The sequence below is a fragment of the Delftia tsuruhatensis NBRC 16741 genome (assembly GCF_001571325.1).
GTDB classification, from domain to species: Bacteria; Pseudomonadota; Gammaproteobacteria; order Burkholderiales; family Burkholderiaceae_C; genus Comamonas; species Comamonas tsuruhatensis.
On sequence record NZ_BCTO01000043.1, the window covers coordinates 51,952 to 62,906 of the forward strand.

At 67.1% G+C, this 10,955-nt stretch carries 11 protein-coding genes; 5 read left to right on the top strand and 6 right to left on the bottom strand.

What is annotated here, in order from left to right; genetic code table 11:
* Positions 1 to 27 precede the first annotated feature (27 nt).
* The 5 genes from DTS01S_RS20490 to DTS01S_RS20510 form a co-directional block, all read right to left on the bottom strand.
* On the bottom strand, positions 28 to 939 hold the full coding sequence (locus DTS01S_RS20490; RefSeq protein ID WP_013803501.1) for an O-acetylserine/cysteine exporter: 912 nt from the start codon (positions 937 to 939) through the stop codon (positions 28 to 30).
* Between the two features lie 184 nt (positions 940 to 1,123).
* A complete protein-coding gene (locus tag DTS01S_RS20495; protein ID WP_012204259.1) occupies positions 1,124 to 1,552 on the bottom strand; it encodes a DUF1641 domain-containing protein in 429 nt (142 codons plus the stop codon).
* Between the two features lie 51 nt (positions 1,553 to 1,603).
* Positions 1,604 to 2,794 carry an NAD(P)/FAD-dependent oxidoreductase gene (locus DTS01S_RS20500; RefSeq protein WP_017406925.1) on the bottom strand — a complete coding sequence of 397 codons (1,191 nt, stop codon included), beginning with the start codon at positions 2,792 to 2,794 and terminating at the stop codon, positions 1,604 to 1,606.
* A 78-nt stretch (positions 2,795 to 2,872) separates the two neighbouring features.
* Complete coding sequence (locus tag DTS01S_RS20505; protein WP_012204257.1) at positions 2,873 to 3,472, bottom strand: TetR/AcrR family transcriptional regulator; 600 nt, start codon at positions 3,470 to 3,472, stop codon at positions 2,873 to 2,875.
* A gap of 82 nt (positions 3,473 to 3,554) precedes the next feature.
* Positions 3,555 to 4,523 carry a helix-turn-helix transcriptional regulator gene (locus DTS01S_RS20510; protein WP_016449747.1) on the bottom strand — a complete coding sequence of 323 codons (969 nt, stop codon included), beginning with the start codon at positions 4,521 to 4,523 and terminating at the stop codon, positions 3,555 to 3,557.
* 176 nt (positions 4,524 to 4,699) lie between these two features.
* Between DTS01S_RS20510 and DTS01S_RS20515 the strand changes: the two genes are divergently transcribed.
* The 3 genes from DTS01S_RS20515 to DTS01S_RS20525 all read left to right on the top strand — a co-directional run bounded on the left by DTS01S_RS20515 (position 4,700) and on the right by DTS01S_RS20525 (position 8,148).
* A complete protein-coding gene (locus tag DTS01S_RS20515; RefSeq protein ID WP_026062782.1) occupies positions 4,700 to 6,364 on the top strand; it encodes a hypothetical protein in 1,665 nt (554 codons plus the stop codon).
* A 201-nt stretch (positions 6,365 to 6,565) separates the two neighbouring features.
* Positions 6,566 to 7,369 carry a PhzF family phenazine biosynthesis protein gene (locus DTS01S_RS20520; RefSeq protein WP_017406927.1) on the top strand — a complete coding sequence of 268 codons (804 nt, stop codon included), beginning with the start codon at positions 6,566 to 6,568 and terminating at the stop codon, positions 7,367 to 7,369.
* 38 nt (positions 7,370 to 7,407) lie between these two features.
* Positions 7,408 to 8,148, top strand: a complete 741-nt coding sequence (locus DTS01S_RS20525; RefSeq protein WP_017406928.1) for an SOS response-associated peptidase — start codon at positions 7,408 to 7,410, stop codon at positions 8,146 to 8,148.
* Between the two features lie 46 nt (positions 8,149 to 8,194).
* Here the strand turns inward: DTS01S_RS20525 and blaOXA are convergent, their stop codons facing one another.
* Entirely contained in the window at positions 8,195 to 8,995 is an 801-nt protein-coding gene (blaOXA, locus tag DTS01S_RS20530) for a class D beta-lactamase (RefSeq protein ID WP_074931988.1), read from the bottom strand.
* Positions 8,996 to 9,224: 229 nt separating this feature from the next.
* Here blaOXA and DTS01S_RS20535 point away from each other — a divergent pair, with 229 nt between their 5' ends.
* Positions 9,225 to 10,565, top strand: coding sequence for an ammonium transporter (locus DTS01S_RS20535; RefSeq protein ID WP_026062945.1), 1,341 nt, complete (start codon positions 9,225 to 9,227; stop codon positions 10,563 to 10,565).
* Between the two features lie 69 nt (positions 10,566 to 10,634).
* A complete protein-coding gene (locus tag DTS01S_RS20540) occupies positions 10,635 to 10,943 on the top strand; it encodes a hypothetical protein (protein ID WP_026062944.1) in 309 nt (102 codons plus the stop codon).
* Positions 10,944 to 10,955 lie beyond the last annotated feature (12 nt).

Consider the following 10,955-nt stretch of genomic DNA (forward strand, 5'->3'; position numbering starts at 1 on the left):
CCGACCATCCCCCTGGCGCCTGTTCCCCTATCGCGCCCGCCCCGCCAGCCAGCGCCCGCCGAACTGGTTGATCACCATGCCCGCCAGCACGGCCAGCGTGCCCATCCACTGCATGAAGGTGGGCCGCTCGCCCAGCAGCAGCATGGCCGAGACCAGGCCCACCACGGGCACCATCAGCGACAGCGGCGCCACCGTGCCGGCCGCATAGCGCTGCAGCAGGCGCGTCCACAGGCCGTAGCCCAGCAGCGTGGCCAGCAGCGCCAGGTACAGGATGGAGGCCACGGCGGTCAGGTCGATCCCCGCCAGTTGCTGCACGACCGTATCCGCGCCATCGGTCCAGACAGCCAGGGCCATCAGCGGCGCGATGGGGAAGATGCTGCTCCAGACGATGAAGGGGAAGGGCTCGTAGGGGCCGCTGCGCGCCGCATAGCGCGTGATCATGTTGGACACGGCCCACATGCAGGCTGCGCCCACGGTCAGCAAAAAGCCGGCCAGCGTCATGGCGTTGTCGCCCTCGCCATGGGCGCTGCCAATGGCAACCAGCCCGCCCAGCGACACCACCAGGCCCAGCCAATGCCACAGGCGCGCGGGCTCGCCCAGCAGGAAGGCGGCCAGCAGCAGCGTGACGAAGGCCTGCGTCTGCAGCACCACCGAGGCCATGCCCGCCGGCATGCCCAGCTTCAGGCCCAGGAACAGCATGCCGAACTGGCCCACGCCCTGCACCAACCCATAGGCGGCCAGATAGCGCCAGCCCACCGACTTGGGCGGGCGCACGAACAGCAAAAAGGGCAGCGACGCCACCACGAAGCGCAGCGCGCTCAGCAGCATGGGCGACAGCGTCAGCAGACCGAACTTCATGGCCACGAAGTTGGTGCCCCAGATCAGGATGACCAGCAGCGCACGCGCCCAGTCGCCACGGCTCAGGTGCTGCGCGGTCATGCCCTGCCCTCGGTGCAGCGGGGCCTGCAATGGTCAGGGACAGCGGCCGGCAGCACCGGCAAGGAACAGGAAGAAGGCATGGCGGGCAATGGGCAAAAAGAAAAAGGGCGGATCACATCCGCCCCCGGCGTTTGTACCACCGCAGCCCGTGCGCTGCCGGGCGGCCGTGGCTCGGCCCTGCGTTTCAGTCCGCCGCGTAGTCGATGGGATCGTGGGCATGCTGGCGCCCCAGCGCGCCGGCCATGGCCAGCATGAAGGCCAGGCCGCGCCGCACATCGGGCTCGCGTGCCATGCGCATCAGGCCGATCAGGGTGGGCGTTTCCTCCATGGCCTGCACCTGGGCCGCCGCCATGCGCGCGGCATTGCCCGCGGCCCAGGCCCCGCCCACGCCATCCTCGAAGGCCTTGGCGACCTTCTCGACCATGTAGTCGTCTGCCATGTCCACCAGGTCCGCCGTGGCCGACAGCAGATCGACCACGCGGTTCAGGCGCCGGCCCGCCAGCAGCGGCTCCAGCTTGCCCATCAGTTCGGCCAGCCCCTGCAGCGCGGCGTCGTCCTGCAGCAGGCCGCCGGCGGCGGGCTGCGCCACGGGAATGTCGGAAGCGATGTTCATCTCGGTGCTCCTTGTCTTCGTGCTTGGAATGACAATGCAAAGGCCCTGGCCTCAGACCAGGGCGCGGGCCACGGCCCAGTACATGCCGCGGTTGAAGCCCTTGCGCATCATGGAGCCGAGCTTGGTCGGCGGCGTGGGCTTGACGTCGACCTGGTAGTCGTACCAAAGCGGCATGCCGCCGTCCAGGCCCATCTGGGCGATGGCCACCACGCGCCCGTCGTAGGCATCGCTGGTGCGGCCGAAGCGGATCTGCGAGGCGATGTTGTTCACCACCACGGGCGACTGGTTGTGGCAGGCGCCGCCGGCCTTGCTCACCGGCAGGTCCACCGTATCGCCCAGCACATAGACATGGCTCTGGCCCAGCACCTGCATGGTCTCGTGGTCGGTGGGCAGCCAGCCTTCGCCGTCCTGCGCCTGCGACAAGCCGCAGTCGCGCACGGCCTGCACGGCGCGTATCGGCGGCGTGGCCATGAGGATGTCGAAGTCCTCGGACTGGCCCTCTTCCGAGTGGGCCACCTTGGCCTCGGGGTCCACGCGCGCCAGCGTGAAGCCGCGCTGGTGGCGAATGCCGCGCTGCTCGAACACCGTGGGCAGGATCTCGCAGGTGTCCTTCTGCAGGAACAGGCAGTTGCGCAGCAGCTGCGAGACCGTGGGATAGGTGTAGACGATCTCCACCTTGTCGCGCACGCCGCGCCGGCGCAGCAGGTCGTCCAGCATCAGCGTGGTCTCTATGGGCGCGATGCCGCACTGGTGCGGCACATTGGGCGTCTTGGGAAAGGTCACGGTGACGAAGATGCGGCCCTTTTCTATGCGCGCCAGCTTGTCGGCCAGTTGCCGCGCGGGCGCGTGCTGGTAGAAGTGGTCGCCGGCCTCGGCCAGGCCTTCGATGCGCTCGGGCGAAGGCACGCAGCCCGTGGAGATCACCAGGTGGTCGTAGCCGAAGCGCTTGCCGCTCTTGCAGTGCACGGCCTGCAGCGCGAAGTCGAAGCGTTCCACTTCTTCCACCTGGAAGTCGATCTCGGGCCGCAGCAGGCCGCGCTGCCTGCGCCGCAGCTCGTCGCGGAAGAAGGCATTGAAGGCCACGTACATGAAGGCCGGCTTGTAGTAGTGCCAGGGCGAGTTCGACAGCATGGTGATGCGCACCTTGCCCGTGACCACCTCCGGATACAGCTTGCTGACCAGGTGGTTGGCGGTCATGGTGCCGCCAATGCCCCCTCCGATGATCAAGATGTGATGCGCCATCCCTGCTACTCCTTGTGCTTTCGCCTCAGTGGAACAACCGCTGGCGCCGCACGGCGCCCGCGCCGGAAAATGCGCCGCTCAGTCAGGCTTGAGCGATCGCCACACCCCGTCCCAGAGCGCGTCGAACAGGGGCTCTATGGGCGTGTCGATGATGCCGTCCAGCCGCAGGCAGATCATGCGGATCGCGCTGCCGTACATCAGGCTGGCCGCCACCATGGGCTCCATCTGGCGGATCTCGCCATCTGTCATGCCGGCGAACACGAAGCCGCGCATGCGCACGAAGGCCGAGGCCGAGCAGATGGCCTGCTCGTCGGGCAGAAACTCGCGGTGGCGCGCATTGACCACGAAGCCCATGGCCTCGGGCTCGGCCTCGGCCAGCCCGAACAGCATGCGCAGCACCTCGCGGCAGCGCTGGGCGCTGCCCGCGTGCCGCTCCTCGATATCGTCGAGCAGCACATTCATGCGCGCCAGCAAATGCCGGTACAGCTCGCGCGCAATGCCTTCCTTGTCGGCAAAGTGGTTGTAGAAGAAACCGATGGACACGCCGGCCTCGGCGCACAGGTCCTGTATCGAGGTATTGAAGAAGCCCCGCTCCACGAACAGCCTGAGCGCCACGCGCAGCGTCTGCACATGGCGCGAACCCGCATGCGGAAAGAAGGTCCAGGCCTCGTCTTGCATGGGAAATGATCGTAGAACGAATCTTCATTCTATTTTTCACAAGCACTTGCAAACTACACCAGGGTTTTCCTGGACCTTGGCCTCAATCCATCAGCCGGAGTGCCTCGGCAAGCGATGCCACGTTGGCAATGCCCAGCTTTTCGTAGATGGAGCGGATCTGATTGCGCACCGTGGCAGGAGCACGCTGGAGTTGGACTGCAATCTGCTTGTGGGTCAGGCCCCGGACCACAAGCCGGGCAACCGTGGCTTCGCGGGGGGACAGCCCGTCGGCTGCGCACCGGGGGCGCGCTCGCAACCACAGCAGACCGTGCTGCGTGAACAGCGTGATGACCAGGGTGTGGGCCACCAGACGATGGGCGCCGCCCTGTGCCGCAGTCTGCACGGCCGCAGGCAGGCGAGGACCTTGCCAGCCCGGCCATTCGGCGCGCAAGGCGTGCTCGAAGACGACGTCCATGTGGTGGATGATGCCGCGCGGGTCTGCCAGTGCCGAGCCCAACCGATCACGGGCCAGGCCCTGCCGAAGCTGCCCCAGATGCGTGAGGCGGTTGAGTTCCAGCGCCTGCTGCACATGGGGCAGCAGCGCGGCCAGCAGTTGGCGCTCGCCCTCGGTGCAATGCGCATCCGTGCGGGCGCGAAACAGCGTGAGCCAGCGCGTGTAAAGAGTGCTCGGGTTCAGCATCCCGCCGATGAAGAAGTGCGACTGCTCGAAGCGCCTGCCGTAGTCGCGCAGCGCCCCCTGATGCCGGCCACTGAACCAAGTCCTCGCTTCGAAGGCCAGCGTCTCGCTGGGATGCATGGTGACGGCCTGCGCCGCCGTGTCCAGGTGCTTGACCTCTTCATAGGCCTGCAGCATTTCGGGTGGCTGCCGATGAAGGTGGATGGTGTGGATATCGATGCCGGCCGCCGTCATGGTGGCCGAGCCCCACATGGCCGAGTCGAAGGGCAGCACGGGTTTGAGCAGGTCCAGCGCCTGGTCCTGGAAATGTTCGACAGGCTGCTCGTGCGATAGCCGGTAGAGGTTCAGCAGCAGGTGGTTGTATGCAGCGTCCATGGCGGCTTGCCTGCCTCTCTTCGATACGTTGAGATCGACTGCACGGGCGGGTGTTGCGCGAGCCGTGCCCTCTTGCCCCACCCCGGCAGCGCTTCAGGATAGTGCAATTGCATCATTTTGTTTGTTGCGTGTCACACATAGAGTTGGCTTGCCACCCACATTCCTGTACCGACACCATGCAAATCCACCCCAGTGCATCCACTTCCTTTCCCGCCGTGCGCCCTTTGCTGCTGTGCGGACTTGTTGCAAGCCTCTATGCCTGTGGAGGAGGCAGCGGCGGCACCGACAGCGGCGGGGGCACCGGCGGCGGCACCGTGACACAGCCGGCCATCACGCTGTCAGGCACCGTCGCCATCGACCAGGCCGTGCGCAACGCTGCAGTCTGCGTGGATCTGAACGCCAATGCAGCCTGCGACACGGGCGAGCCCAGCGCAGCGGCCACCGGCAGCGACGGCACGTTCAGCCTGACCTATCAACCCGGCGATGCGGCAGCCACCGCTGCCTTCAACCAGGCTCCCGTGCTGGCTCGCATCACACCCGAATCCGTGGACGCTGCGGACCCCACCAGCACCGCCACAGCCAAGGCGTTCGTGCTGTCTGCACCGGCTGGCAAATCGGCGCAGATCAATCCATTGACCAGCCTGGTGCAAAAGGCCATCGCGGCCGGCACAGCCAGGGAAGTGGCCGAGGCTGCAGTGGCCCGCCAGCTCGGCATCGACGCCGCCAGGATCTACGACTACCAGAGCGACGCGGCCTCCAGTGCCGCCGTGCTTGCGGATACCGCGCGCACAGCCGCCAAGGTCACCGCCTACGCGCTTGAGTTGGGCGTGCCTATCCAGGTGACGGCACCTGGCGCAGCGGCCGTGGCATCGAACCAACTGGCGTTCCTGAACTATGGCAACGCGCAGAACTACTCCGTGCGTGAACGCAGGTCCGACGGCGTCGTCCAGGCAGACGGCTTTGCCCACCAGTTCGAGACACGCAGCGGAAAAACCAACGGTGCACCCAGTACGCAGGAAGCGCTGTTCCCGTCCGTCACGCTCACCAGCACCGGATGGACGCGCTGCGACAATTCCGTTGCGCGCCTGACGACACAGGGGGTTCCCTCGCGCACGCTGCTGTGCAACCAGTCCACCGCCTACCTGGGCTTTACCACCGCTTCGCAGGACGTCAGCGGCAAGCCCATGGCCGAAGTCATTACGCAATTGCGTGCCGGAGACACAACGCTGCAGGCCGAGGGCATCCGCCATGACCGCTCCATCGAAATGGACCCTGCCACGCTGGGCTCGGCCGTCTTCCCGCAGGGCGCACAGATGCGCACTGCACTGTCGGTGCAGTTGAACCGGTCGCCGGCCTTCATCAACAACACGGCCACGGACCGCTTCGGCTTCGCCACGCTGGAAGCCATGATTGCCGGCCGCCCGGCCAGCGCGGTGAACCTGTCGACTCCAGCCACCGTGCGCGCCTCGACAGTCGGGGCGGCGGGGCCGGTCGATGCCAACCATGTGTTGCGCGTGGCCTTCATCGATGCGGCCAACGCCCAGTTCTACAGCTGTGAGTCCACCCCTCCGGCCTACAGCGATCTGGGCGCCTGCACCGTGCATTCGCAAAGCGCGTACACCCTCTCCACCTCCCAGGGCGTGCGCCTGCTGAGCTTTGCCGACTTCCCTGGCAAGACCTTCATGCAAGGCGTGACGCGGGGCTATACGGAATTCGACGGCAGCGTATTCGGCTATCGCCTGCCTGCCGCCATTGCCAGCGAAGACCAGGCGCTCAGCTATTCCACCCGGCTGAACGGCGTGGCCTGGGCTGCCATGAAAACGGTTCTGGGCATTGAGTGAGCCTTGCAGCCGGGAGCGGGCATTTCAAGCAAGGGATGGGGCGAGGCATCCCACGCGGCGCCCCGCAGCCGCGTGGGCCGGCATGCCGGGCATGCATGCCTCAGCTCCATCCTGCCGGACCGTAGAATCCGCGCGCAGCCATTGGAGACAGAGACAACAATGACGGGCTGCACACGAATCCGACCCAAAGGCCTTTTGCAAATGCAACTCCCCATCCACGTCATCGACGCATTCACATCGGAACGATTCAAGGGCAATCAGGCCGCCGTCATTCCCCTGGATGCATGGCTTGCCGATTCCACGCTGCAGGCCATTGCCGCCGAGAACAATCTTTCGGAGACCTCGTTCCTGGTCTGGAGTGCCGAGCGCGCCGCCTTCGAGATCCGCTGGTTCTCCCCCCTGACCGAGATCGCGTTCTGCGGCCATGCCACGCTGGCAAGCGCCTTCGTGCTGTTCGAGGCCGACCCGGCGCTGCGCAGCATCACGTTCTGGGCCGCCGCCGTGGGCAAGGTCACGGCCGCGCAGGAGGATGGCGGACGCATCGTCATGACCTTCCCGCGCCGCGATGCCAAGTCGCTGGATGAGGTGCCCGCCGCACTGCGCGAAGGCCTGACGCCCGCACCCACGGCCTATCTCGTGAACCAGCAGGCCTACGTGGCCGTCTACGCAACCGAAGACCAGGTGCGAGCCGTCAAGCCGGACCTGGAGCGCCTCAAATCGCTGGGCCCGCTGGACGTGGTGGTGACGGCGCCTGCGGATGCGGGCGCCTCCCATGACTTCGTCAGCCGCTATTTCTGGCCCGCCAATGGCGGCGAGGAAGACCCGGTCACGGGCTCCATCCATGCGGCGCTTGCGCCTTACTGGGCAGGCAGGCTGGGCAAGAACCGTCTGATCGGCCACCAGGCCTCTCGCCGCACGGGCACGCTGTTTTGCGAGGTGACCGATGCCAGCGTCGAGGTGGCCGGCCATTGCGCGCGTTATCTGACCGGGACCATTACCGTCTGACGCCCGACTTTGCGCTGGCACGCAGGTACCATCCGCGCATGAGTACCCACTACGAATCCCTGTCGCAAGCCGACGCCTACCGCGACGCCTTCGGCGTGGAGGCGCCTGCCGCCAGCGAGCGCAACATGACACCGCGCAAGTCCGGCTTTTTCATCCGCAGCGTCGCCGTGGCCGCGGATGCCGCCACCGGACAGCAAGAACCCTCCGCTTCCGACACACCGCCCGCGCCTGCGGCACCGCCCGCACGCGAGCTGGTTGCCGCCCAATGGGGCTTGGTGCCGCACTGGGTGAAGTCAGCCTCCGATGGACGGCTGCGCGCGCTCAAGCTGGTGAATGCGCGTTCGGAGACCGTCTCCACGGCCCAGGCCTTCCGCGATGCCTGGCTCAATGGCCAGCGCTGCATCGTGCCCATGGCCGCCTTTTTCGAGGATGACTACCGCAACGGCAAGGCCCTGCCCACGCGCATCTCGCGCATCGACGGCAAGCCCATGGGCGTGGCCGGCGTGTGGGCGCAGTGGACGGGCCCGGATGGCGAGGTGCTGCTGAGCTACGCCCTGCTCACGGTCAACGCCAACAGCCATGCGCTGCTGCACCGCTACCAGCAGCCCGGCGCGGAAAAGCGCATGCCGGCGATTCTCAACGAGGGCGCCTACGACGCCTGGCTCAACGCGCGCGTGGAAAAGGCGCGCGAGTTCATGCGCCAGTACCCCTCCAACTGGCTCACCGCCAACCCCGTGGAGCGCAAGGCCGACAAGCGGCCTCCAGGGCTGATGGGCTGACGGGCTGATGGGCTGATGGGCTGACGCATGGGCCTTGTCCCGCGCGCTACGGCGCCTTGGGCAACGCGTTGATGGAGCGCAGGATGTCGCGCGTGATGCCCTGGCGCTTGGGCAGGTCGGCCAGCCTGTGGGGCGTGTCCATGTTCATGGCGAAGAACACGGGGCCGGCAGGCCATTCCACCCAGCCCACCCACCAGCCGATACGGCCCGTCCAGCCGGTTTTGGCGCGCAGTATCCAGTCGGTGCCGGCCTCGTTGATCATCACGTCCTTCACCAGCCGCTGGTGTTCCACCGGCAATGGCAGCCGATTGCGGTACAGCTGCTGCAGGAAGGCCACCTGCTCCAGCGCCGAGATGGCCAGGTCGCCCTCCACCCAGAAAGGCGCCTCGCCCGTGGCCAGCGCATTGCCGTAGTCGATCTTGCGCATGTAGGCAGCCTCGCGCGCGCTGCCCAGTTCCCCGGCAAAGCGTTCGTACACCCAGACGGTGGAGTTGCGCATGGCCGAGCGCAGGTCCTGATCGGCATTCCAGGCCGGCAACTGGCGCTTCACGCCATCCCAGGCAATGCGCTGGAATTCATCCCGCACCAGCCCGGCGTCCAGCGCGAACAGGCTGTGCGGGATCTTGAAGGTGGAAGCGGGCGAGTAGCGCCTCACCGCGCGTTCACGGTTGTGGACGTAGACGGCTTCGGCCGGGCCTCTGGCATCGACCACGACGATGCTGCCATCAACCTTGGCATCGGCAAAAAAGCGGGCCCACTCGGGCCTGTCCTGCAGTTCGGCAGCCGCCAGCGCCGCCTGTGACAGACAGGCGAGCAGCGCGGCGCACATCAGATTTCTTCGATTCATGCCGGCAGTTTAAGAGCTGCACCACCGCACGCCGATGGTGCACCGCCCGCCCGGCTGCCCTGTTTTGACTCGCGGTTTTCCCGTTTTGGTGTTCCGGCTGCATCGCACGGCCCCCAAGGGCCCCGTCTGCGCTGGCACGACTTGTGCAAGGCCGCTGCAGGCCGGCCAATGCAGCCATGGCGGCAACGGCAGACGGCCCCATGACCACAACAAACAAGGGAGTCATTGCATGCACAGGTGCGCACGGGCATTGAGAACATTGGTGGCGGGAGGATGGGTCGCGGTCCTGGGTGTGGCGCAGACGGCGCAGGCGGCCGAGCAGGCGATCACGCGGCCGTCGCTGGTGGCGGTGGAATCCCTCAGCGCCGTGGACACGGTCTGGCTGATGACGGCCACGGTGCTGGTGCTGCTGATGACGCTGCCCGGCATTGCGCTGTTCTATGCGGGCATGGTGCGCCGCAAGAACGTGCTCAACACCATGGCCAGCGTGGTGGCGATTGCCTGCCTGGTGAGCATTCTGTGGTTCGCACTGGGCTATTCGCTGGCCTTCACGCCCGGCAATGCGTGGATAGGCGGTGATTCGCGCGCCTGGTTCGCGGGGCTGGATTTCAACGCCGCCAAGGGCCTGGTGGCCGTGAGCCACCTGGCGCCGCATGTGCCCGAAGCAGCCTATGCCATGTTCCAGCTGGCCTTTGCCGTGATCACCGCCGCCTTGCTGGTGGGCGCCTGGGTGGAGCGCATGCGCTTCGGTGCCATGCTGATCTTCGTGGGCTTGTGGAGCCTGCTGGTTTATGCCCCGGTGGCGCACTGGGTGTGGGAGCCGGGCGGCTGGCTGGCGCGCATGGGCGCGCTGGACTTTGCCGGGGGCACCGTGGTGCATGTGAACGCGGGCGTGGCCGGGCTGGTCTGCGCCTGGTTCCTGCGGCCGCGCCGCGGCTACGGGCACGAGCCCTTCGAGCCCTACAACCTGGCCCTGACCATGATGGGCGCGGCGCTGCTGTGGATGGGCTGGTTCGGCTTCAACGCCGGCTCATCGCTGGCCGGGGACAGCCGGGCGGCGCTGGCGCTGGCCGTCACCCACATTGCCGCCAGCGCGGGCGCCCTGGCCTGGTCGCTGGCCGAGTATGTGGTGCGCGGCAAGGCCACGCTGCTGGGGCTGTGCTCGGGGCTGGTCGGCGGCCTGGTGGCGATCACGCCGGCAGCCGGTTTCGTGACGCCGCTGTCGGCGCTGTGCATCGGCCTGATCGCCGGTGTCGCCTGCTACTGGGGCGCCACGGGCCTCAAGCGGCTGCTGGGCGCGGACGATTCGCTGGATGTGTTTGGCGTGCATGGCGTGGGCGGCATCGTGGGATCGCTGCTGACCGGCGTGTTTGCCAGTCCGCAGATCGGCGGCGTGCAGGCCAGCGTGCTCACCCAGGCCGTGAGCGTGCTGGCCGTGGCCTTGTTCACGCTGGTGGCCACGGCAGTGCTGCTGTGGTTGCTGGACATGCTGATCGGCCTGCGCGTGGATGAGGAAAGCGAGCTGCAGGGCCTGGACCTGGCGCTGCACCGCGAACGCCTGAGTGGATGAACGGCCGGGCCGCGAAGCGGCCCGGCACCCGATCGCCCGATGATCGTCAAACCGAAGGAGTGCCACTACATGCCCGAAAGCGAACTCCTGGCCATCGCCGCGCACCTGCATGTGCTGCTGCGCAGAAGCTGCGGCCGCGTGACCGATACCGAATGGCTAGCGGCCAATGCCGAGTACGCCGCCGAAATCATCCGCTTCGCCCGGGAGCAGGAAGGGGCGCGCAGCACGCCCGAACTGGTGGAATGGACCCATCGCTTCGAAGCGGCCTGGAATGCCGCGCTGGCCGGGCCCGCCGAGCGCTCGCCGCTCATGCAGCGCGCAGGCGAGCTGATGCGCCAGCGTACGGAAAACCGCAAGTACGTGGGCACGCTGCGCTAGGGCCTGGCTGGC

Excerpts from the sequence above, each read along its gene's own strand:
- DTS01S_RS20490 (WP_013803501.1), bottom strand. The coding sequence starts at position 939 with ATGACCGCGCAGCACCTGAGCCGTGGCGACTGGGCGCGTGCGCTGCTG.
- DTS01S_RS20495 (WP_012204259.1), bottom strand. The coding sequence starts at position 1,552 with ATGAACATCGCTTCCGACATTCCCGTGGCGCAGCCCGCCGCCGGCGGC.
- DTS01S_RS20500 (WP_017406925.1), bottom strand. The coding sequence starts at position 2,794 with ATGGCGCATCACATCTTGATCATCGGAGGGGGCATTGGCGGCACCATG.
- DTS01S_RS20505 (WP_012204257.1), bottom strand. The coding sequence starts at position 3,472 with ATGCAAGACGAGGCCTGGACCTTCTTTCCGCATGCGGGTTCGCGCCAT.
- DTS01S_RS20510 (WP_016449747.1), bottom strand. The coding sequence starts at position 4,523 with ATGGACGCTGCATACAACCACCTGCTGCTGAACCTCTACCGGCTATCG.
- DTS01S_RS20515 (WP_026062782.1), top strand. The coding sequence starts at position 4,700 with ATGCAAATCCACCCCAGTGCATCCACTTCCTTTCCCGCCGTGCGCCCT.
- DTS01S_RS20520 (WP_017406927.1), top strand. The coding sequence starts at position 6,566 with ATGCAACTCCCCATCCACGTCATCGACGCATTCACATCGGAACGATTC.
- DTS01S_RS20525 (WP_017406928.1), top strand. The coding sequence starts at position 7,408 with ATGAGTACCCACTACGAATCCCTGTCGCAAGCCGACGCCTACCGCGAC.
- blaOXA (WP_074931988.1), bottom strand. The coding sequence starts at position 8,995 with ATGAATCGAAGAAATCTGATGTGCGCCGCGCTGCTCGCCTGTCTGTCA.
- DTS01S_RS20535 (WP_026062945.1), top strand. The coding sequence starts at position 9,225 with ATGCACAGGTGCGCACGGGCATTGAGAACATTGGTGGCGGGAGGATGG.
- DTS01S_RS20540 (WP_026062944.1), top strand. The coding sequence starts at position 10,635 with ATGCCCGAAAGCGAACTCCTGGCCATCGCCGCGCACCTGCATGTGCTG.